The sequence below is a fragment of the Nostoc sp. DedQUE04 genome (assembly GCF_034530995.1).
GTDB lineage: Bacteria > Cyanobacteriota > Cyanobacteriia > Cyanobacteriales > Nostocaceae > Nostoc.
On the sequence record NZ_JAVRCA010000006.1, the window covers coordinates 140,814 to 163,125 of the forward strand.

Annotated in this window: 18 protein-coding genes and 1 pseudogene; 9 read left to right on the top strand and 10 right to left on the bottom strand. The window is 42.0% G+C overall.

The window, feature by feature from the left end; all coding sequences use genetic code 11:
- Positions 1 to 30: 30 nt before the first annotated feature.
- From RM049_RS06130 to RM049_RS06145, 4 genes and pseudogenes are all read right to left on the bottom strand, one after another.
- Complete coding sequence (locus RM049_RS06130) at positions 31 to 753, bottom strand: hypothetical protein (protein ID WP_322703542.1); 723 nt, start codon at positions 751 to 753, stop codon at positions 31 to 33.
- A gap of 472 nt (positions 754 to 1,225) precedes the next feature.
- A pseudogene (locus RM049_RS06135) lies at positions 1,226 to 1,422 on the bottom strand (hypothetical protein).
- Between the two features lie 169 nt (positions 1,423 to 1,591).
- Positions 1,592 to 1,882, bottom strand: coding sequence for a hypothetical protein (locus RM049_RS06140; protein WP_322703543.1), 291 nt, complete (start codon positions 1,880 to 1,882; stop codon positions 1,592 to 1,594).
- A 50-nt stretch (positions 1,883 to 1,932) separates the two neighbouring features.
- A complete protein-coding gene (locus tag RM049_RS06145) occupies positions 1,933 to 6,675 on the bottom strand; it encodes a GAF domain-containing protein (RefSeq protein WP_322703544.1) in 4,743 nt (1,580 codons plus the stop codon).
- A gap of 291 nt (positions 6,676 to 6,966) precedes the next feature.
- Here RM049_RS06145 and RM049_RS06150 point away from each other — a divergent pair, with 291 nt between their 5' ends.
- A complete protein-coding gene (locus tag RM049_RS06150; protein WP_322670163.1) occupies positions 6,967 to 7,290 on the top strand; it encodes a YnfA family protein in 324 nt (107 codons plus the stop codon).
- Positions 7,291 to 7,557: 267 nt separating this feature from the next.
- Here the strand turns inward: RM049_RS06150 and RM049_RS06155 are convergent, their stop codons facing one another.
- Positions 7,558 to 7,782 carry a hypothetical protein gene (locus RM049_RS06155; RefSeq protein ID WP_322703545.1) on the bottom strand — a complete coding sequence of 75 codons (225 nt, stop codon included), beginning with the start codon at positions 7,780 to 7,782 and terminating at the stop codon, positions 7,558 to 7,560.
- 351 nt (positions 7,783 to 8,133) lie between these two features.
- Here RM049_RS06155 and RM049_RS06160 point away from each other — a divergent pair, with 351 nt between their 5' ends.
- From RM049_RS06160 to RM049_RS06170, 3 genes are all read left to right on the top strand, one after another.
- Positions 8,134 to 9,531 (top strand): ammonium transporter, encoded by a 1,398-nt coding sequence (locus RM049_RS06160; RefSeq protein ID WP_416212618.1) that lies wholly within the window; start codon positions 8,134 to 8,136, stop codon positions 9,529 to 9,531.
- Between the two features lie 178 nt (positions 9,532 to 9,709).
- The gene (locus RM049_RS06165) at positions 9,710 to 10,567 is read left to right on the top strand and encodes an SGNH/GDSL hydrolase family protein (protein ID WP_322689308.1); all 858 of its coding nucleotides are present in this window, start codon (positions 9,710 to 9,712) and stop codon (positions 10,565 to 10,567) included.
- A 96-nt stretch (positions 10,568 to 10,663) separates the two neighbouring features.
- Complete coding sequence (locus tag RM049_RS06170) at positions 10,664 to 11,872, top strand: 4-hydroxy-3-methylbut-2-enyl diphosphate reductase (protein ID WP_322670167.1); 1,209 nt, start codon at positions 10,664 to 10,666, stop codon at positions 11,870 to 11,872.
- Between the two features lie 428 nt (positions 11,873 to 12,300).
- On the opposite strand, the gene RM049_RS06175 is transcribed toward RM049_RS06170, so the two are convergent.
- Complete coding sequence (locus RM049_RS06175) at positions 12,301 to 12,453, bottom strand: lmo0937 family membrane protein (RefSeq protein ID WP_322670168.1); 153 nt, start codon at positions 12,451 to 12,453, stop codon at positions 12,301 to 12,303.
- A gap of 171 nt (positions 12,454 to 12,624) precedes the next feature.
- The gene (locus RM049_RS06180) at positions 12,625 to 12,804 is read right to left on the bottom strand and encodes a hypothetical protein (protein ID WP_322703547.1); all 180 of its coding nucleotides are present in this window, start codon (positions 12,802 to 12,804) and stop codon (positions 12,625 to 12,627) included.
- A 363-nt stretch (positions 12,805 to 13,167) separates the two neighbouring features.
- Between RM049_RS06180 and RM049_RS06185 the strand changes: the two genes are divergently transcribed.
- From RM049_RS06185 to RM049_RS06195, 3 genes are all read left to right on the top strand, one after another.
- Complete coding sequence (locus RM049_RS06185; protein WP_322703548.1) at positions 13,168 to 14,151, top strand: VOC family protein; 984 nt, start codon at positions 13,168 to 13,170, stop codon at positions 14,149 to 14,151.
- Positions 14,152 to 14,213: 62 nt separating this feature from the next.
- The gene (locus tag RM049_RS06190) at positions 14,214 to 14,519 is read left to right on the top strand and encodes a hypothetical protein (protein WP_322703549.1); all 306 of its coding nucleotides are present in this window, start codon (positions 14,214 to 14,216) and stop codon (positions 14,517 to 14,519) included.
- Positions 14,519 to 14,902, top strand: a complete 384-nt coding sequence (locus RM049_RS06195) for a type II toxin-antitoxin system VapC family toxin (protein WP_322689312.1) — start codon at positions 14,519 to 14,521, stop codon at positions 14,900 to 14,902. Before RM049_RS06190 ends, RM049_RS06195 begins: the two co-directional genes overlap by 1 nt.
- Positions 14,903 to 14,912: 10 nt before the next feature.
- Here RM049_RS06195 and RM049_RS06200 read toward each other — a convergent pair whose 3' ends face one another.
- Entirely contained in the window at positions 14,913 to 15,455 is a 543-nt protein-coding gene (locus tag RM049_RS06200) for a DoxX family protein (protein WP_322703550.1), read from the bottom strand.
- Positions 15,452 to 16,357 (bottom strand): SMP-30/gluconolactonase/LRE family protein, encoded by a 906-nt coding sequence (locus RM049_RS06205; RefSeq protein WP_322703551.1) that lies wholly within the window; start codon positions 16,355 to 16,357, stop codon positions 15,452 to 15,454. Before RM049_RS06205 ends, RM049_RS06200 begins: the two co-directional genes overlap by 4 nt.
- 605 nt (positions 16,358 to 16,962) lie before the next feature.
- On the opposite strand from RM049_RS06205, the gene RM049_RS06210 reads away from it, so the two are divergent.
- Together RM049_RS06210 and RM049_RS06215 are read left to right on the top strand one after the other, a co-directional pair.
- Positions 16,963 to 18,537, top strand: coding sequence for a GMC family oxidoreductase (locus tag RM049_RS06210; RefSeq protein ID WP_322703552.1), 1,575 nt, complete (start codon positions 16,963 to 16,965; stop codon positions 18,535 to 18,537).
- 209 nt (positions 18,538 to 18,746) lie between these two features.
- Positions 18,747 to 19,094, top strand: coding sequence for a hypothetical protein (locus RM049_RS06215; protein WP_322670176.1), 348 nt, complete (start codon positions 18,747 to 18,749; stop codon positions 19,092 to 19,094).
- Positions 19,095 to 19,263: 169 nt separating this feature from the next.
- On the opposite strand, the gene RM049_RS06220 is transcribed toward RM049_RS06215, so the two are convergent.
- On the bottom strand, positions 19,264 to 22,224 hold the full coding sequence (locus tag RM049_RS06220) for a calcium-binding protein (RefSeq protein ID WP_322703553.1): 2,961 nt from the start codon (positions 22,222 to 22,224) through the stop codon (positions 19,264 to 19,266).
- Between the last annotated feature and the right edge of the window lie 88 nt (positions 22,225 to 22,312).

Below are 22,312 nucleotides of genomic sequence, written 5' to 3' on the forward strand. Positions count from 1 at the left end.
CTTTTTCAGTTAGGGCACGAAGTGAAAATTTTAGATTTTAGAAAGTTGATTTAAAATAAATCGAATTTCTTTCTTGTTACACTGCTGTTTCTTAACAGCGTAAATCATTCGACCTGTATATGCCACAGAACGATGAATTATACCTTTGACAGCATCCGTCACATAATGGGTGGGTGGCGATGGCAAATCTTCAAAGGTAATTAAATACCAAATTTCGTTTAGCTTCTGGTATTGATGATAATTATCAATGATGACAATATCAGTTTGTTCCTGCTTTTGCTTCTGCTTTCGAGGTATTTTCTCGGCTGCACAAAGAATTCCAGTTTCAGGATGAATATAGAAGCGATCGCGGTGGCTTACATCTAGCTGATTTCGATACCCTTGGTAAGGCTTGCTATAAAAACCACCATCAATTATTTCTACATGCCGTTCAACGTAGTCCCACACATGATCGATAACATGCTGTCCTGCCATTGTGCTGGGATCTAATCGTTGACACAGTTGGCTGTAAACCTCATTCCAAGGCTGTCCGACTTTTGAGCGCAAAAATCTACGCAGAGGGCCGAGATGATCTGAAAGATACTTAGATTTATTTATTGGTTTAATCAGGTAAGAATTCAACAATCCATCCTGAATTGCATCCTGGGTGATTTTGTATAATTGCTTCTTAAAGCCAGTCACCTTTTTGAGGCTAATTCTCCTCCCACCGCGAGGACGCTCAATTACAATCTCGCTCAAACGATGTTCGCTCATATCTCACATTCTTTAAATGCAGTTGTACTAATTGAGTTGTTATTAAACATGAGTTAGCTAACATCATTGAACTCACCTCCGTATTGAGTAAAGGTTATAGATAAATACGATTTAAATAATTGAAATTCCGCGCAAGTTAGCAAAGCAGTTTTCACGATTGCCTTTACTAGTTTGGCTACGCTCCCATTAGCGGGAGCGGCAGGAATCGAACCTGCATTCCGTTGCCGGAGTGTGTGTAGACTTCACAAGTTAGGGCGCAGAATTGAGTCTTAAATCATTCCGTGCAAGTTCAAAAAGCTTTTTACAGCTACGGCCGCTCTTACCAAATATTGGCAGTGGGCACGCACGCTAAATCTGCGAGAGACTTAGAAATCATGCTTCGCTTAGTCCGATCGCTCGAACTTTACTACCTTAGGGCCGTTATGAATGTGTATGTATGCTTCTTCTGTTAGGGCACGGATGACTCTGAAATTTAACCATAGACAGCTTCAGGACGGACGATCAGATCGCCGGACGGCGATCGATTACGTAAGCAGAGAGGCGATCGCTATTCACATCTAGATGTCGAGCAACGCGCTCCTTCACTGCCAGATCGTTCATCCCTGCTGCAATTCCCAATTGTGTTTTTGGCACATCAACAGAACGTCCTTCAAATCGAATATGAACCATTACAATCACCTCTTGTTTTAATTACGAATTGATATTAGTGGATCTGATCGGGATTGAACCGATACCCTCCCTGTGAGAGTTACACTCACACCTCGTGCGAGTTGAAAAAGCTGTGGTTACACCGCAGGAATCGCACCTGCAACTTATCGTTTTAGAGACGAGCGCTCTACTATTGAGCTAGTATGTAAGCTTTTTCTGTCAGGGCACAAGTGACATCTGGGAACTCTACCGTTAGAGCTACAGACCCAAGGAAAGCATTATTGCAATGCTTTTGAGGAGGCTTTTTTTTACATACTACAAACGTAATACATAATTTGCATAATGTCAAGTGTCGGGATGAATCGGGCAATTGTCTTTGATGTAGTGTCCTTGATGTAGTGTCATCGAAACCATTGCCCGACAGCATCAACCATTTTTCACCATTTGGCACGAGCGCGGCGGAACCAATACCTTCTTTCATAACAGTCTTTTAACTCAACACCACAATCTTGGTTTTTATATCAAGTCCGGTTAATCACTTATGATTACCGCATCTGTGCAAAAATCCCAAAAGCCCCTTTCCCCCTGCTCCCTGCTCCCTGCTCCCTGCCCCCTGCCCCCTGCCTCCTTCACGACTTTGTTTTTAATTAAAAAGTATTGAATACAGTTGACAAATTCTTCTAATTCTAAAATTAAATTAGTAGTACCTCTAAAGTCTCGATCGCTAGCTAATTGTTCTAGTTTGTCAGTTGCTAAGTACATAGCTGTAGCTCCAATGTTGGCACTAGCACCTTTAAGGTGATGAGTTTCTCGTGCTATTTGCCCAAAGTCATCAGCTGCGATCGCTGCTTTAATTATCTCTAAACGGGGTTTAATATCTTCAACGCATATTTGCAATAAATTTAATTCAAATTCTCGATCGTTTCCTGATATCTGATGCAAGTGTTCCCAATCAATTGCTAAGTCAGTGGAAACTGTCTGTTCATACACACCTGCCTCTTGCTGGGAAACGATCGCACCTGTCCAATATTCTAAAGTCTGTGCCAATTTTTCTTTAAATACTGGCTTACTCAAATAGTCGTCCATTCCGGCATTTAGACAAGTTTCTTCGTCTTCTTTCATCACATTAGCTGTCATCGCAATCACTACAGGACGATGACCCAATGCAAAAGCATCCTCTTGCCAACGATGAATTTCTTTTGTGGTTTCCAAACCGTCGAGAATTGGCATTTGGCAATCCATTAAAATCAAATCGTAAGGAATTTTTTCTAAAAGCTGCAAAACTTCCTTTCCATTAGCAACGACATCAGCTTTATAGCCCAAACTCTGGAGTTGCTTTAGTGCTACTTTCTGATTCACCAAATTATCTTCGGCTAAGAGAATTCTTAACTTGGATTTAGTAGAAGGATTAGAGGGACAGGAAGTAAGAATACTTGAAGTTTCTGTACTCGGAATTTCTTCTGTAGCCTCTAGCTTTCTGCCTCTACACCCTTGTTCTGATTCCTGCTGAGTTTCTAAAATGGCATCAAGGAGTCGTGATGGCTTAATGGGTTTGAATAAATAAGTAGCAAATCCGATTTTGAGCGCCTGTTGTACTTCATCCCGTTGATTAGTAGAGGCGAGTAGAATCAAAGGGATCTTAGCAATTGCAGAATTGGCTGGAATTTGTTCTTTTATTGTTATGCTATTTGTTTGGGGTATTTGCATATCAACCAAGGCAACATGATATGATTTCCCCTGCTCGCTAGCTTGCTGAATAACTTTAACGGCCGCAGCAATACTGTCAGCTCTATCTACCTCCATTCCCCAATGAGTAGCTTGATGGGAAATGATTTTATAATTAGTAGTGTTGTTATCCACTACCAATAAGCGGCGATTTTGCAAAAGTCCCCGTTCGCATTTTGGCTCAACAGGCTCAACTTGTTTGGTAAAAAGCAACTCAAACCAAAACTTAGATCCTTTGTCCATCTGGCTTTCTACCCCAATCACTCCTCCCATTAAGGTTACAAGTTGTTTACAGATGGCTAATCCCAAACCGGTACCACCATACTTGCGAGTGGTCGAAGCATCCACTTGGGTAAATGGTGTAAAGAGTTTCCGTTGGTCTTCAGGGCTAATGCCAAGACCTGTATCTGTAATGGCAAAATGGATAGTGGCTGTAGTCAAAGAAAGCGATCGCAATTCGGCTTGTACTAATATTTCGCCAGCGCTGGTAAATTTGATCGCGTTGCTGATTAAGTTCATCAAAATTTGTCGCAGCCTACCAGTATCTCCTTTGAGTTGAGTGGGGACGTTGCGATCGATTAGTGCGGCAATTTCTAATCCCTTGTTATGGGCTGAGGGAGCCAATAATTCCACCACTTCTTCTACACAAGTGGATAGGTTAAAATCGAGAGTTTCGAGAGCCATCTCTCCAGCCTCAAGCTTGGAAAGATCTAAAATCTCGTTGATCAAACTTAAAAGAGCGTCTCCACTACTCCGAATTATTTCAATAAAATCTCGCTGTTCTTCGTCTAAGGGAGTATCTAACACCAAACTAGTCATCCCCAATACAGCGTTCATCGGAGTGCGAATTTCATGACTGATATTTGCCAAAAAGGCACTTTTCGTCTGAGAAGCTAATTCGGCTTGGCGACGGGCAATTTCAAGTTCTTGTCGCTGACGAGTTTCTGCTGCTAATAGTTGGGCTTGGGTTAAAGCAATACCTACTTGGTCGGCTATTTGCCGCAAAAGATCGGTTTCAAAACTAGACCAGTGGTGGGAATCGTCACACTGATGAACTATGAACAAACCGCGAAGTTCTTCTTTAACGAGAATGGGTACAACTAAATTAACTTTGACCCCAAACTGTTGCATTAATTCCAGATGGCTTTGTTCAACTTCCAGGAGATCCAAGTTATCCAGTCCGAAAATCTTGCCTTGACGGTACTGCTGTAGATGGTACTGGTGCAGATATTCTGCTTCAAAGTAGGGAGCGGCGTTGTTTTGCTCTTTGATTGCTGGTAAGCCAGAAACTACTGCTTCAACAACGGTGTTTGCAGACTGATCTGGCAAAAGCTGATAAATTAAAACTCGGTCAGTCTGGAGAATCTTTTGTACCTCTTCGACAGTGGTTTGGAGAATTTCTTCGATGTCCAAAGATTGACGAATCTTCAGGGTGATTTCGGTAAATAGTTGCGATCGCAAATTTTGGCGTTGTATTTCTTCTTCAGCCTGTTTACGCTGGATAAATTGCCCTACTTGCTCGCCGATAGAATTCATCGTTTTTACTAAATCTTCGTCAAGGGGCTGGATTTCCCGGTTGAAGCAGGTAATCACACCGAGGATTTTATTACCACTGCGGATCGGAAAACCAAAAGCTGCGTGTAGTCCTACTTGAGCAGCTATTTTGAAGTTAGGGAAATTAATATCTTTAGCGATATCAGCAATCCAAACAGATTCAGAACTAGCCCAAACCCTTCCAGGTAGTCCAATTCCGGGTGCAAAGGTGGTTTGCCGCTTCAGTATTTCAAACTCTTGCATTTCAATGGATGCTTTCTGCCAGATATCGAGAAAATGCAGCACATTTGCTTGCTCATCTACCATCCAAATTTCACCCAAATCCCATACCAAACTCTCACAGATTCCTTGCAAAATTTTGCGGGTAGCTTCGTTGATTGTGGCGGACTCTGCTAGGACGCGAGTTGCAACATATTGTGCTGTCAGATGCTGCTGTGTTCGTTTGCCATCGGTAATGTCAATGCCAGTACCAACAATGTACTCAATACGGCCTTCATGGTCTTTTAAATTGGTATTCGACCAGGAAATCAGCCGCCGACTACCATTCTTCATTACCCAATAATTTTCGTACTCATTGAATAATTGACCACATCGCATCTGCTCGAAAACTGCTTTGACCGGCTCCACTTCTTCAGGAATGAGGAACAAGTTCCAGCAACACCTACCTCTGACTTCATCAAAGGAGTAACCAGTCATTTGCTCACAAGCTTGATTGAAACGAACGATTTGCCCTTGAGAATCGAGAACTATTACCAACGCACCGACTGTATCAAGGACTGCTAAGATAAAGTTGCGTTCTTGATTTAAGGTTTCTTCTGTCCTCTTCCGCTCAATAACCTCACGATAGATCGAGTAGTAGACTACAGCAAGAACGATAAAACTTAGGCAAATAGCGATCGCCAATGTGAGAATTGTGTTCCGAGTCCAAGCTTTTGCTGCTTGTGACTGCTGTCGGATTCGTCCCCTGTCCTCGTTTTCCATCTCATCGATCGCTTTGCGGATATCATCCATGAGATTTTGTCGATCGTTTCTCAGCAGTACTTGCAACGCTGCCTCTAATCCCTTATTCTGGCGCAAATCGATAGTCTGTTTTAGTTCAGTAAGTTTAGCCGTTATCAGAAATTCAAGCGTTGCCATCTGCTTTTGTTGGTTCGCTCGATCTGCTGTTAAATTCTTCAGCTTGGCAATTTCTCGATCGACCTTACTCAGTGCTGTTTGATACGATTTTAGATAAAGTTTGTTTCCAGTGAAGATGTAACTACGTTGCCCAATTTCAGCATCCTTTACCTGCGACAGTATTTCCTCTTGGCTGTTAAGTTTTTTATAAGTATTTGTTACGATACTGCGATTAAAATTACTAAATACTCTTGTATTTTGATCGGAAACCACCCCAATCAAAACTAAAATTAGTGACGACAAACCAAAACTTGCTGCAATCTTTTTGAAAAATTGCTTGCGTACTCTCTGTGCCTGGTTGCTTTTCTTGGTAACAAGTACCAAACTTGCTAAATTTCGGCGCAATTCCAGTTGCTTTATGACTTGACGACCTAAAGTTCGTAATGCCTCTATTTGTTCTGGATTAAGTTCTCGCGGTACGTAGTCAATTACACACAGGGTTCCGAGGGCATATCCTTCAGGATTAGTTAAAGGTACACCAGCATAGAACCGAATATTTGGGTCAGATGTCACCAGTGGATTTGTTGCAAACCGTTCGTCATCTTTGGCATCAGGCACTACCAAAACATCAGGCTGGAGAATGGCATGGGCACAGAATGCGAAATCTCGGTGTGTTTCTGGGGCATCCAAACCGACTTTTGACTTGAACCATTGGCGATTTCTATCAATTAAGCTAATTAAGGCAATAGGAGTCCGACAAATATACGAGGCTAAACGAGTCAGATCGTCAAAGGTGGCTTCCGATGGCGTATCGAGAATTTTATATTGCAAAACTGCATCGATTCTCTGGGCTTCGTTATCAGGTAATGGTGCTTTCATCCTTGAGCCTTATCTACATTCTGGGGAGTGGGGAAATGAGGGGACAAGTGGGATCGGGAAGACAAGTTAGACAAGGGAGACAAGGGGACAAGGAGACAAGGGGGAATTATTGAACAAGTCTCTCCCAAGTCTCTCTGCTCTTCCTTGTCTACCTTGTCTCTTCTCCATGCTCCATGCCCAATGCCCCATACCCAATTTGGTCAATAAACTTACCTTTAATTAATGACAATAGTTTACTTAAAACCGTTAGCGTAATTTTACTGACTTATATGTTGTTAAATAATCGATCAAATGCTTAAGTCTCTGCTGTATTTTTTGTGGGCTGGTTTATTGGAAATTGGGGGCGGCTACTTAATCTGGTTGTGGTTGCGCGAAGGTAAGCCGTCCTGGTTGGGCATATTGGGCGGAATTGCTTTAGCTTTCTATGGGGTTATTGCAACTCTCCAACCAACAAATTTTGGCAGAGTCTATGCGGCTTATGGCGGCGTGTTTATCGCAATGGCAATGCTTTGGGGTTGGAAGGTAGACGGGGTAACTCCAGACCGCTACGACTTAATCGGAGTATGTTTAGCTTTAGTAAGTGTTTTAATTATCATGTTTGCTCCCAGAAGTTAAGTAAAATTTCTAGATTATTTTGAACTTTTATATAGGACTCATATTTGATTGCGTGAAAAAAACTCAGTACAGCTTTATTCCTTCTTCCCAGTCCCCAGTCCCCATTACCCCTTATCCCCAGAGGGGGCCCCACCATCCCCAGTCCCTAGTCCCTACGATTAATTCAGAAATCAAATCAGATTGCTATAGTGTTCCCTGTTAAACAAATAATAATCTCACGCAAAATTGCAAAAGTTTTTTCGCAACTAACCTGTTAGAAGCAGGCATCTAGATATCTACGTGTTTATGAGGGAAATATAAAGAGAACTGACGATGCAGCATTCTGCAACTAGATGAGGTATAGTTCTCCCTAACCCTCACGCTACTTGCTTCTCTCTTCTCTAAGATGACGATCGCGATCGCACGAGTAGGGTATTTCTGTACCTCATATTGGCGTAGCCTCTGTCTTTGCACCCTGTTCGCGATCGCCTGAGAAGTTGGAATTTGCTGCATATTTGGGCAAATTATCGGAAAATACTGACAATAATTTACAATACTCGTCACATATCACAATTATTTTGGTTTGTAACAGTAAGTAACTAAAAATTCGTAATTTTGTCCGGCTTGAATAAAATACTATTCTTCTATTCTTTAAAAAAAAAGATGCAATGTAATGATTGCGTGTTTATACGCTAATTTAAATCTTGGCAACTACAATCAGGTATATATTTTTGTTAACATTTCAAGAAAATTCAAGTTAAGTAACTTTCAAGACAAAAATGTGTCAATAAAAGTAATCAAATGTAGTTAAGGATACAAATTCTTGGTGTTTAGGAAGAAAAAAAAGTGTTGAAGAAAGTTGTGATGATTGGAGCTATCACCCTACTATTTTTAGGAGGGCCGTTGATGGGCAATGCTTTTGCCCAAACCCCAACTGCTGCCCCACCTACTGCTGATACTGGAGACACAGCATTTATGCTGATTTCAGCAGCACTTGTGCTGCTAATGACACCAGGATTGGCGTTTTTCTATGGTGGATTTGTGCGATCGCGCAACATCCTAAACACATTGATGATGAGCTTTGTGTTAATGGCAATCGTCGGAGTTACCTGGATTCTGTGGGGCTATAGTCTTTCCTTTGCGCCAGGTTTACCATTTATCGGTGGATTGCAATGGCTGGGTTTGAATGGTGTCGGATTAGAGATAACCGATTATCTCAAAGGGTCAAACCCGCCAGAAGTCGTCTCTTATGCCGGCACAATACCCCATCAGGCATTCATGATCTACCAAGCCATGTTTGCCATTATCACCCCAGCCTTAATTTCTGGGGCGATCGCAGAGCGGATGAGTTTTCGCGCCTATTCGCTGTTTGTCCTCCTGTGGTCAACCTTTGTTTACGCTCCTCTAGCCCACATGGTATGGGCGAAAGGTGGATTCTTGGGTTTGTACGGTGGATTGGGTGCCCTCGACTTTGCAGGTGGCACAGTAGTTCATATTAGTTCTGGCGTTTCAGCCTTGGTAGCTGCGATCGTCCTTGGCCCTCGGAAAACCCATCCCGATCGTCTTAGCCCGCCCCACAACGTTCCTTTTATTTTGCTGGGTGCTGGCTTGCTGTGGTTTGGTTGGTTCGGTTTCAACGCTGGAAGTGCCCTATCTGCTGCCAGTGGAACTTCTGGTAATGTAATAACAAATTTAGCAACAACAGCCTTTGTTGCTACTAATACAGCGGCGGCGGCGGCGGCTTTAATGTGGCTAATTTTGGAAAGCGTTTTACGAGGTAAACCAACCGCCGTGGGAGCAGCTACAGGAGCCGTCGCTGGTTTGGTGGGTATCACCCCCGCCGCTGGATTTGTCCCTCCGTTATCAGCGATTTTAATTGGTTTTATCACCGCCTTAGTTTGCTTCTACGCGATCAGTTTCAAGCACAAACTAGAAATTGACGATGCTTTAGATACTTATCCCGTGCATGGGGTTGGTGGTACAGTAGGGGCGATTTTGACGGCTATCTTTGCCACGACTCAAGTCAACGGAGGAGGTAAAGATGGAGTACTGCGTGGTAATTTGGGTGAATTGGGAGTTGAACTAGTAGCAATTGTCGTTGCCTATGTAATCGCAGGTGTTGGTACATGGATTATTCTCAAAGTTATCGATGCTACAGTCGGGCTGCGAGTCAAAGAGGAAGCTGAATTGCAAGGTATGGATATCAACGAACACGGCGAAGAAGGTTACAACTCCGAGTTTGGCGATCGTCCTACTCAATAGAGAGTGCTGAGTTAGAAGTTGGGAGTTAGGGGTTAGGAGTTTAGAGTTTGGAGGAAAGAACTTTCTGTTTGCTTCTCCAATCCCCAATCCCTAATCCCCAATCCCCAATTTAAGATTGTGTAATTTGCGATCGCTAGCGTTAAAATTTGATTCAAATAATTGGTAAATTTCGCTAGTCGTGTCTACATCTCTTAAAACCTTTCCTATCTGGGCATTTTTCTCGCTGTTAACCAACGGTATCCTAATGTTGGCGGTCATTCTGCTCATTTGGCAACAGCAGAGATTGGCCGCTTTTTTTGGGATAATCGCATCCCCACAGCCAATCAACCTGAATAATTCACCGCAAATTGCTACACCTGATTTAGGTCGCCGTCACCAACTCACTTATCAAGAATGGATAGATATCCTCAACCAAGAAGCCAAGGTCGCTGCTGACCAACATCCTCCGCATTTAACCATCCTGGCGGGAGATTCTTTGAGTTTGTGGTTTCCCCCTGAGTTATTACCCGAAGGTAAAAATTGGCTCAATCAAGGAATTTCTGGCGAAACCAGCAACGGACTCTTAAAAAGATTAAAAATATTTGACCGCACCCAGCCAGAGGTGATTTTTGTAATGATTGGCATTAATGACCTAATTCGGGGCATGAGCAATGCAGAAATTTTAGATAATCAGCAGCAAATTATCAATTATTTACGAAAGACTCATCCCACAGCGCAAATCGTTGTCCAATCGATTTTGCCACATGGGGCAGAAGAAGCAACTTGGAAAGGACGAGATAAACTATTGGCTGTTGCCAACAGTCGCATTCGGGAGTTGAATCAGCAAATACAAAGCATATCTACCAAAAAAGGTGTCAAATACCTCGATTTACATCCCCTGTTTACCAACAAGCAAGGAAATCTCCGCCGCGAATTTACTACTGATGGCTTACACTTAAGTCCTGAAGGCTATATGGTTTGGCGTTCTGCATTGCAGATTTATAGCGAGATTGAATTAAAACCCCAGCGTCAACGTCCTGCGAGAGAAAAAGGCTAAAGCCCAAAAAGAAGTAATATCTTTGAAGACAACTCTGTATCAATCGCGTCTAGGCGCGAGAAAATAAGAAATAGTGAGTTTAAGTAGACAAATCTAATGGATACAAAAGCTTTTAAGCGCAACCTCCAACATTCAGAAAATTACAATCGCAAGGGCTTTGGTCATCAAGCAGAAGTTGCCACGCAGTTGCAATCTGAGTATCAGAGTAACTTGATTCAGGAAATTCGCGATCGCAATTACACTCTGCAACGGGGTGATGTAACAATCCGACTAGCACAAGCCTTTGGCTTTTGCTGGGGTGTAGAACGTGCTGTGGCCATGGCCTATGAAACTCGTCAGCATTTCCCCACAGAACACATCTGGATTACTAACGAGATTATCCACAACCCTTCTGTAAATAAGCGGATGCAGGAGATGGAAGTAGAATTCATCCCCATTCAAGAAAAGAATAAAGACTTTTCTGTTGTTGGAATTGGTGATGTGGTCATATTACCCGCTTTTGGGGCTAGCGTTCAAGAAATGCAGATACTTCACGATAAAGGCTGCAAAATTGTTGATACAACTTGTCCTTGGGTATCTAAAGTTTGGAATACAGTAGAAAAACACAAAAAAATCGATTATACATCAATAATTCACGGTAAATATAAGCACGAAGAAACAGTTGCGACTAGTTCCTTCGCTGGCAAGTATTTAATTGTGTTAAATTTGCAAGAAGCAGAATATGTTGCTGACTATATTATCAATGGTGGCAACCGTGAAGAATTTCTGACAAAATTTGCGAAAGCTTGTTCAGCAGGATTTGACCCCGATCGCGATTTAGAAAGAGTTGGCATTGCTAACCAAACTACCATGCTTAAAGGCGAAACTGAGCAAATCGGCAAGCTTTTTGAGCGGACTATGTTACAGAAGTATGGCCCCACTGAGTTAAATCAGCATTTCCAAAGCTTCAACACCATTTGTGATGCCACTCAAGAACGGCAAGATGCCATGTTGGAATTAGTGGAACATAATTTAGATTTGATGGTAGTAATTGGTGGGTTTAATTCCTCGAATACTACTCAGTTGCAACAAATTGCCTTTGAGCGAGGAATTCCTTCTTACCATATTGATACTGTTGAACGCCTTAAATCAGTATCTTCTATTGAACATCGGCAATTAAATGGGCAGTTAATAACTACAGATAACTGGTTGCCTGATGGGGAAATTGTTGTAGGCATTACTTCGGGTGCTTCTACACCTGATAAGGTAGTAGAAGATGTAATTGAGAAGATTTTTAGATTAAAAGCAACGGCAGCACTAGTTTAAAAGTTCTCAGAGGGACTTTCAAATAAAAACATCCAATTACTTATGAGGTGGGCAGCATTCGACTGAACAAAGCCAAAGTCTTGCCCGCCTTATAAAAGTATTTTTGCTGTATTATGCAGACTGCAATAGATCGTTAGACCTCTTGGCATTTGTGCTTTTTGCACTCTTGGGGAAAAGGTTTTGGTTAAAGGGGAAGGGGACAATACAGAACCTTTTCCCCCTTCCCCCTTCTCCTTTTCCCGACAAATGCCAATAAGTCTATTATCTCCGGCTTTGCTCCTGGATTCAGAATAGCTGAATTCTTCTTCAATTGTTTGCAATTGCCAAGATAATGAGTGAGGTACAAGAACTGCATCCTTAACCTCTCTTTGCAAGCGAGGAAAGGACTATAATGTACCTTCACTACGATGAGGAAATACTATATTTATTCACACATCACGCGTTTTGAAAAAATTATAGATAGCAAGACCAATAGCTAAAAGCAACACTGCATGAATGAGATTTCCGGCAATATGAAGTGCCAGTCCTAATGCCCAAAAAGCAACCAGTATAACAACAATACCCCAAAGTATACTCAACATATTATTTGTTCTGAATTAAATCAGTTTTAATTTGTTCAAATATTTTACTCCCTAGCTTCACTTTTATCCATTTGCCTTAAGAAAGATTACTTTGAGTAATGGCACACAGTCATTTGCTATGCTTAATCTTTCGTTACTATTTAATTAGATAAAGATAACGGTTTTGAACTGTTAGTTAGCTGCCCCCATCACTACCTCAAGCAACAGAATTGCTTTATAGTCGGAGTCTGTGCGAGTTGCGCCATAATTGCCACTAATCAACCGCAACCGTCGTGCGATCGCCTGCAAGCTAGCAATTATTGAGTCACGTCCAAAAACGGCAATAAACCAGGGAATACCAGCAGCAGGCATCCAAAATTGACAGTAACTTTTGTAGGCATTTTCAATTAACTAATCTGTGGTTTTAATTTCCCCGTTTCCAACAAGCGGCAAGTTTTCTTTAACTAGCTATTTTGGTGATTCTGGCATGACTTTAGAGATTTGCAAGAATTAACGCTTCTAGCCATTAGGATAATAAATATCTCTACCGAAAGAACTATAAAAATTTCATCACGATTTCATTATTGGATGAAATCTTTAAAGGATAAATTCAGTTGCATGTCTTTCTTCAGCTAGAGATAAATTTTATAATATTTTTGATACTGATTGATTTATGCAAGACTCATATTGAATTTTTGCAAAGCTAGTACATAATAAGTACAAAGTCTGTTGAATATGTCTAGTCAAACCAATGTACAAGTACAAAGAATTAGAGCTATTGGCTTAACAGTGACAAACTGCGTAGGCGTAGCCCGTCGTAGACATCGCTCTTTGGATTTCTATACACAAGCACTTGCTTTTGAATTAGTTTCTGACATTACTGTTGAAGGACAGGATTACAGCGACTTAGAAGGTGTGACTGGGGCAAAAATTCGCATTGTCACTTTGCGATTAGGTGATGAACTTATCGAGTTGATGGAGTATCTTAATATTCAGGGTAAATCCATCCCCAGCGATTCACAAAGTAATGATTTGTGGTTTCAACATCTGGCGATTGTAGTGAGTGATATGGATCGTGCTTATGCTCACTTGCGTTCATTTCCCATTGAACCAATTTCAGTTGCTCCCCAGACAATACCACCTGAGAATAAAGCATCTGGTGGTGTCCGCGCTTTTAAGTTTAAAGACCCTGATGGTCATGATTTAGAGTTAATTTGGTTTCCGCCTGATAAAGGACAAGATAAGTGGCATCAAAATAGTCATCGCTTGTTTTTGGGAATCGATCATAGCGCAATCGCTATTTCCAATACCGAGCAGAGTCTACACTTTTATCGCGACCTTTTGGGAATGCAAATTGATAGTCGCAGTCTCAACTGGGGTGCAACCCAATCTCGCTTGGATAATTTACCAGGAGCCGAAGTCAAAATTACAGCACTACGACCTGTTCAAGATGGTATGGGAATTGAACTGTTAGACTATATTGTGCCTGAAAAAGGCCGCCCAATACCGAGTGACTGGAAAAGCTGCGATATTGCACATATGCAAATTGAGCTTGTCGTAAATAATCTTGAGCAGTTAGTGGATAAACTACGGCGTAACGGGGTTGAATTTGTATCGTCGCGGATTGTACAGTTTGCAGATAGTACAAGTCCTTATCGGCAAGGTTGTTTAGTTAAAGATCCTGACGGACACGCAATCTTGCTAATTGCGGAATCTTGATGTGGGAAGCGGTAGGTCGTTGATTGGCTATAATGCTTGTAGTGAGTAGGACATAAATAAAAATGTCAGAAAAAACTTTCGATATTGCTTACTTATCTGATAATTTACTTGAGTTATTATCAGATATCCAAAATAATATTGAAATTACGCTAACTCGTCAAGGGGTTCCTTGGGCAAAGGTTTTACCTCTGTCTCAAGCAGAGTCTATAGTTGAAAAAGCAAGTTTAAATCATGGCTCGATGGTGATGATTAGTGAAGATATCTTAGAACCCAGAGTTGCAGGTTTTTGGCAAGGACAGGTTAAGATTTCTGATGATTTTGATGAAACTTCCGAAGAGGTGATTGCTGCTTTTTATGGGGAAGATTAATGAGTTTTCTGCTAGATACTCATATCCTGCTATGGTTTTTAGAAAATGATTCTAAGTTGTCAAATCAGGTACGAGAGATAATTACTAATCCTGAAAATTTAATTTTTGTCAGTGCTATTAGTGCTTGGGAAATTTCGATTAAACAGTCTTTAGGAAAGTTAATAGCTCCTAGTAATTTAGAGGAGGCTTTGCACTTTAGTCGATTAGAAGTTTTAGCGATTACGTTGGCACATGGAATAAAGGTTGCTGATTTGCCAATGTATCATAAAGATCCTTTTGATCGGATGTTAATTGCTCAGGCTTTGGTAGAAGGTCTAACGATAATTACTGTAGATCAAAAGTTTAAATTTTATGATGTGGCGTTGTTAATAACTGAATCATAAATATGATAATTCACCTTCCAAAAATCAAAGTATCCAGCGAATAAGCACCAGGGCCTAAAACCGCGATCGCAATTAGCATAACGCAATACATAAAAGCCTTTTCCCAACTTGGGGGTTCACCTTGTCCTAAAGCACCTTGATATTGTTCTTGAGGAATTAAGTATGGATCTTGAGCTACAAAAGGCTTACTTCCAGAGATGTGCAAATATATCGCAAAAATCATTGAGCAAAGAATGGGCAAAGTTGCTAAGAGTGTGAGGAATCCAATAATCAGAAAAATTCCGCCACCTAACATTGATGCAGCTGATAAAAAGCAAAGAAAGACAGGCATTTTTAGAGACTCAGCCCACCGTCGAAGATGCGTTATCTTGGGATAGCCATGTAGTATAAACAACCAGCCAAGGCTAACTCTGAGAAGTAAAAGTGCCAATCCTGGAAATCCGTCAGGATACACAGGAGAAAGTGAACTTAACAAGTGTGGACTTAGCTGTGGGAAATTAAATGCAGCTAGGAAAACAGCGATCGCTACACCCAACCCAAATTGATAAATCATAGTTGTACACCACGGGTATTAAAGTCGATAACATATAACGAATGACCGGCTGTGATAAATAGGCGATCGCCTTCTTTACCACCGAAAGTCAGGTTAGCTGATGTCTCCGGTACAAAAATTTTTCCTAAGCGAGTTCCATCGGGGGCGTATATCTGCACGCTATCTTGAGAGGTAGTAAAAACATTGCCATATTCGTCAACCCGCAGTCCATCTGGTTGTCCTGGCTCAATGACTGCAAATACACGCCCATTCTTTACATAGCGCTTGCCTACAACCTCATAGACGCGAATATGATGAGGCCCCCCAGGAATATTAAACGCGGCTGTATCTGAAACATATAAAAGGCTTTCGTCTGGACTGAAAGCCAACCCATTAGGGCGCACCATGTCTGTTACTACAGGATAAATCTCAGCAGTTACCGGGTCAAAGCGATATACGTAACTTCCAGGTTGTTCCTGTTCGCCGCCGTAACCTTGATTTGGCTCGGTAATCCCATAAGGCGGATCGGTGAACCAAATTGTGCCGTCGCTTTTGACTACCAAATCATTTGGACTGTTCAGGCGTTTGTTTTGGTAGCGATCGACTAAAACCTTCCATTCACCGTCTTGTTCGCATCGGATAATAGCACGCAAACCAGAGGAACACGCAACCAGACGACCTTCCAAGTCTCGATAATTACCGCTTTGGTAATCAGATGGATCTCGTAAGACAGTCACATTGTCAGTGGGACTCCACCGCAACAGGCGATTGCCGTGAGCATCACTCCATACAACACTGTCATCTTCATGGAAGTAAACAGGCCCCTCGCTATGGACTGCACCGTTGGCAAGCTTTTGAAGTGAGGCTTCTGGGCGTACAATAGCACGCAGGCGATCGTCATAAATCTCAATGGCTTCAGGCATAGAAATCTTCTGTTATTTAACTTGGCTACTGACGATAAATAGCAGGTCTAAATTAATACTAAAATACTGTAAATGTATATTTAATATCGTGTAACAAAATGAATGTAAAATTTCTAGCTATTTTCATCAGTTACTAAATACAAAATTGAAGTTAGTTATTACAAAATTAATTCTATTTTCTTACTCTCAAATAACATTGCACCATAGATATAGATTGCACCAAAACAGACTATTTTTGTTAACAGCAAAAGTATTTGTATTAAAAACTAAATATTTTTTCAGACAATCAAATTGCTGGTTTAGCAAAAAATGTCAAGTTAAATTTATTTGTTAATTTTCTCAAGAGATTATATGGTTAATTCACATAATATAAAGAAAAAATGAAATTAAAATGAAATATTAACCTGTCTTTAGACATAAATAAATATTAACCCATTAGAAAGAAGCAAGATTGTAGTTAAAGCTTTATTCTAAGCATAAGAATCTGTCTTTAGAGCTATTTAAATTTTGATAAAACTTATAAATTAACTTAAAATATTGCCAAATTACTTTGTGGCATCAAATAAATTAAACCGTAATTAATATGAAATTACTAATTATCAATTATGACTAGCATCACGGAACATTACGACATCATTATTATCGGTACAGGAGCCGGTGGAGGTACATTAGCCCACCGCCTTGCACCCACAGGTAAAAAAATTCTAGTACTGGAAAGAGGCGACTTTTTACCGAGAGAGAAGGCTAACTGGAATCCAGAGGAAGTCTATCAAAAACATCGTTACCATACACATGAAGAATGGTATGACAAAGAAGGTAAAGCCTTTCAACCTCAGACAGGCTACTGGGTTGGTGGCAATACCAAACTCTACGGTGCAGCCCTAATTCGATTCCGGGAGCGAGATTTTGAAAGGGTAATTCATAAAGGAGGAATTTCTCCAGAATGGCCTTTGAAGTATCAAGACTTTGAGCCATACTACACCCAAGCAGAAAAGCTGTATGACGTGCATGGACAGGAAGGAGAAGACCCCACCGAACCACCTCGCAGCGAACCATATCCCTATCCGCCAGTGAGTCATGAGCCAGATATGCAGTCCCTTGCTGATGGCATTCGGGAACTAGGTTATTACCCATTTCATTTACCACTAGGATTAAAGCTCAATGAAAGCGATCGCACCAAGAGTCCCTGCATTCGCTGCGATACTTTTGATGGATACCCTTGTCTCGTACACGCAAAAGCCGATGCCGATGTCAACGCCATTCGTCCGACTCGTGAAAAATATGCCAATGTTACTCTCTTAACTAACGCCAAAGTTTTGCGGCTGCATACCAGTGATTCGGGGCGAGAAGTGACGAAGGTAGAAACTGAAATTGCAGGAGAGCAACATTGGTTCACAAGCGATATTGTGGTTGTTGCCTGTGGTTCTGTCAACTCAGCGGCTTTGCTGTTACGCTCTGCTAATGACAAACATCCCAACGGATTAGCAAATAGTTCCGATCAAGTGGGGCGGAATTTCATGAAACAGTTGGAAACCGCGATCGTTTCCATACATCTAGAGGTGAATCACGCCAACTTTCAAAAAACGATCGCGGTCAATGATTTTTACTGGGGAGAGCCGGATTTCCCTTATCCGATGGGCATGGTGCAGAATACAGGTAATGTCCTAGCTGATATGATTCCCGGAGAAGCACCGCCACTGATGGCTCCATTTGTCAAGCTGATTCCTCATTTTGAGCGCCATTTGCTGGCCGAGCGATCGGTTGGCTGGTGGTTGCAAACAGAGGATTTACCAGACCCGAATAATCGGATTCGGGTGGTAGGCGACAAGATTCATGTTGACTATACATTGAATAATATTGAAGCAAGCGATCGCTTAATTCACCGATGGACATCTGTACTCAAGTCAATCCCAGGTTCTGCTAAACACGTCTTGCCATTTAGCATTTATCCCCGCACTCATATACCAGAACAAGCAGTTGCTCATCAATGCGGTAGTTGTCGATTTGGCACAGATCCTAAAACCTCAGTACTGGATCTCAATTGCCGTACTCATGATGTCGAGAATCTTTATGTTGTAGATAGTAGTTTCTTTCCGTCAAATTCGGGAGTTAACCCCACGCTCACGATTATGGCAAATGCTTTGCGCGTTGGCGATCTGCTTACAGCAACGCTTCCCTAACGCATAGCTGAACGATTGTAGGACTTACGCACTGAAGCCTGAAACCTAGATCCCCCCTAGCCCCCCTTAAAAAGGGGGGAACTTCTAAAGCCCCCTTTTTAAGGGGGTTGGGGGATCTGAGTGCGTAAGTCCTGGATTGAAGTAGAAAGCTAGTACACCTGAGCCAGAAGTAGTTTCATGCTGATTATAGTTTCAAGGAGAAACAGATTATGAACGAAGAACACTCTACTTCTAACCAAGAACATGAAAATCAAACGCCCCCAAATACTCATCCTATTGCAACAGGATTGGGAGCAGCTGGAGGCGGAATTGCCGGAGCCGCACTAGGCCGCTCAATTGGTGGTAAGGTTGGTGCTGCAATTGGTGGCGTTGCAGGTGCGATCGCACTTGGAGTTGCAGCCAATGAACTGGCAGGATACACCGAGCAATTCATTGAAGAACTCCAGCCGACAGTAAGCTTAGGATTAGGAGCAGATCGCAAACCAATTGAATTACCTAGTCACTATAGTTGGGAAGAACTACAAGCACTATCAAAGCCTCAAGGGGAAAAAATCTAGAACCGCAAAGTTTGCTAGAGAATGAGTTCGACAAGCCCTTTTTTGACCTCTCCCCCAACCCCTCTTGGACACCCAGAGGAAAGCCAAAACCCTAATTATCTCGTTGCTCCTCCCTTTCCCCGTGGGAGAGGTTCATCGAACTCACGTTCAATTACATCGAGGATAACGATTAAACAACCACAAAATTATTGTTCGTTAGTGACAACCCAGGAGATAATCCGGCAAATTGTACCTGAGTAAATGCGCCTGCACTACCATCAGAGTCAAAGAACAATGCACCTGTAGTGGAGTTATAAATAAATCGCTGGCTACTAGTAGTTGCGGATTCTCCAAGTGTAAACTGACTTGCTTTAAGTACACCTGCTGATAAACTGCCACCAAAACCAGCAGCCGACACCTGAATTATTTCATTCGGTTCATTAACGGCACCGAAATCACGTATCAAATCGAGACCTTCATCGAAACTATTGAAAACAAAGGTATCAGTACCACCTTCTCCAAAGAGGCGATCGTTACCCTTGCCACCGATGAGGATACCATCGCCACTGCCACCTGTGAGAGTATCATCACCATTACCACCTATGACGGTGTTATTACCAGTCGCACCAGAGGCGATCAGGGAATCATTACCATCGCCCCCATCTAATATGTTGGCATTTGAACTGCTGACATCTAATGTATCGTTACCAACACCACCGTTGAGGGTGTTATTACCTGAGGTATAAGAGGCGATCAGGGAATCATTACCGTCGCCCCCATCTAATAGATTATTGCCTGTTGAACTGCTAACATTTAATGTATCGTCACCAACACCACCGTTGAGAGTGTTATTGCCAGATACGCTACCCTGAACGTAATTTCCGAATTCATCTTGAATGTAACTCAAGACCTTTAAAGAATCGTTACCATCGCCTCCATTGAGGAGGTGATCCCCTGTTGAAAGACTAATATCTAAGAAATCTTCACCAGCGCCGCCATCTATTGTATCGTTACCATTGCCTGAGCGGAGCGTATCATTACCAGTGCTTCCGACTAGATAATCATCGTAGTTTGTACCTGTGATATTTAATTGTTCGATATTCTTGTAACTAAACACTGTTGTGTCCGGCGTTGTTGAAATTACTACAGTGTTATTAGTAGGGTTGAAAGTCGAAGTAATTCCGGTGGTAGCACTGCTATAACTCAAAGACAAAAAGTCGTTACCTGTTCCCCCGTCTACTGTTTGAGTTACTAACGTCGATAGGGAGCCGAAATTAAAGGAATCATCGCCATTGCCACCATTGAGGATATTATTGCGATCGCCACCATCGAGAGTATCATTGCCATCGCCCCCATTGAGAGTATCATTGCCATCGCCACCCCTCAAAATATCATTGCCACTTAAGCCTTCAATAATGTCATCACCTGCTTGACCATTGATGACATCATTTGAATTGTCAAATCCACTAACATTGTTGTCTAGGTCGTTTAGGAAAGTGACTGTATTTTTTTTAAAGACAGTGTTTTGGGTGAAGTTGGCATCGAAGACATCAAAGCTGTCGGTGATGGTAGTTTGCCCATAAAACAGAATATTACCTAAATCTACAGTGGCTCCAGTAGATTTGGTGAGGTTATCCAAGTTTTCCAGGGCAAAGTTTTCCAAGATGAATCTGGTATCACCATATCCTTGAAAGCTGATTGACAAACTTGTGCCATTCTGGGTGAGAAGCAAATTTTTGGCAGTGAAACCACTATTGTTCTGGAATATTAGAGTATCCACTTCGGCTATGACTGCTGCTGTGGGGTTTGTTCCTTTACCTACTCCAGTAAAATCAGCGATTGTAGTAGTGCCAGTATTAATTATGTCGAGGTATCTGTAAGTATCAGTTGCGTTGCTTAAGCCATTGTAAACAAATTTGTCCTTCCCACCGCCGCCTGTGAGGCTATCCTTACCACCACCGCCTGTAAGGCTATCATCGCCATTACCACCGTTGAGGGTGTTATTACCAGTGGCACCAGAGGCTGTTAGAGTATCATTGCCATCGCCTCCAGAAAGCAGGTTCTTGCCAGATGAACGAGAGCCGAAGTAGGAGTCAAAATATTGGTAAACATAGCCAGAGATGTCTAGAAAATCATTGCCATCGGCTCCAAAAAGCAGGTTATCGCCTGACGATCCACTAGCGCTCAAGGTATCATCACCAGCACCACCTTTGAGGATGTTATCGCCTTCTGAGCCAGAGATAGACGCTGAATACTCTTCACTGCTTCCACTCCCAGAGATGGAGAGAGAATCATTGCCGTCGCCTCCATCTAAGAGGTTATCGCCAAATGAACCGCTAGCATTTAAAGTATCATCACCAGCACCACCGTTGAGGGTATTATTGCCTAAAGAGCGATCGTCGTAGTCTAGTAAGTAGTAGTTGTATTCGTCGCTGCCAGAGGTGGAAAGAAAATCATTGCCATCGCCACCATTAAACAGATTATTGCTTGAGGGAGAGTCAGCATACAGAGTATCGTCACCAACACCACCGTTGAGGGTATTATTGCCTGCACCACCCCTCAAAATATCATTGCCACTTAAGCCTTCAATAATGTCATCACCTGCTTGACCATTGATGACATCATTTGAATTGTCAAATCCACTAACATTGTTGTCTAGGTCGTTTAGGAAAGTGACTGTATTTTTTTTAAAGACAGTGTTTTGGGTGAAGTTGGCATCGAAGACATCAAAGCTGTCGGTGATGGTAGTTTGCCCATAAAACAGAATATTGCCCAAATCTACAGTGGCTCCAGTAGATTTGCTGAGGTTATCAAGGTTGGACAGGGCAAAATTTTCCAGGATAAATCCGGTATTACCAAACCCTTGAAAGTTAATTGACAAACTTGTGCCATTCTGGGTGAGGAGCAAGTTTTGAGCAGTGAAGCCACTGTAGTTCTGGAAACTTAGGATATCTACTTCGGCAACGACTGCTGCTGTGGGGTTTATTCCTTTACCTACTCCACCGAAATCGGGGATCGTATTAATGTAGTTTGAGCCGCCGTAAAGAAATATATCGTTGCCACCGCCACCAGTTAGAGTGTCGTAGTTATCGTAGTAATCTAAAGTGCCCTGTAGGGTGTCGTTACCGCTAGTTCCAATGATAATTGCCATAAGTTTTTCCTGATTGAATCGATTTTTGGAGTAACTTTAATTGTCAATAATCGAGTTAGTGCTGTTTGATGGCACAAATAATGTGCCA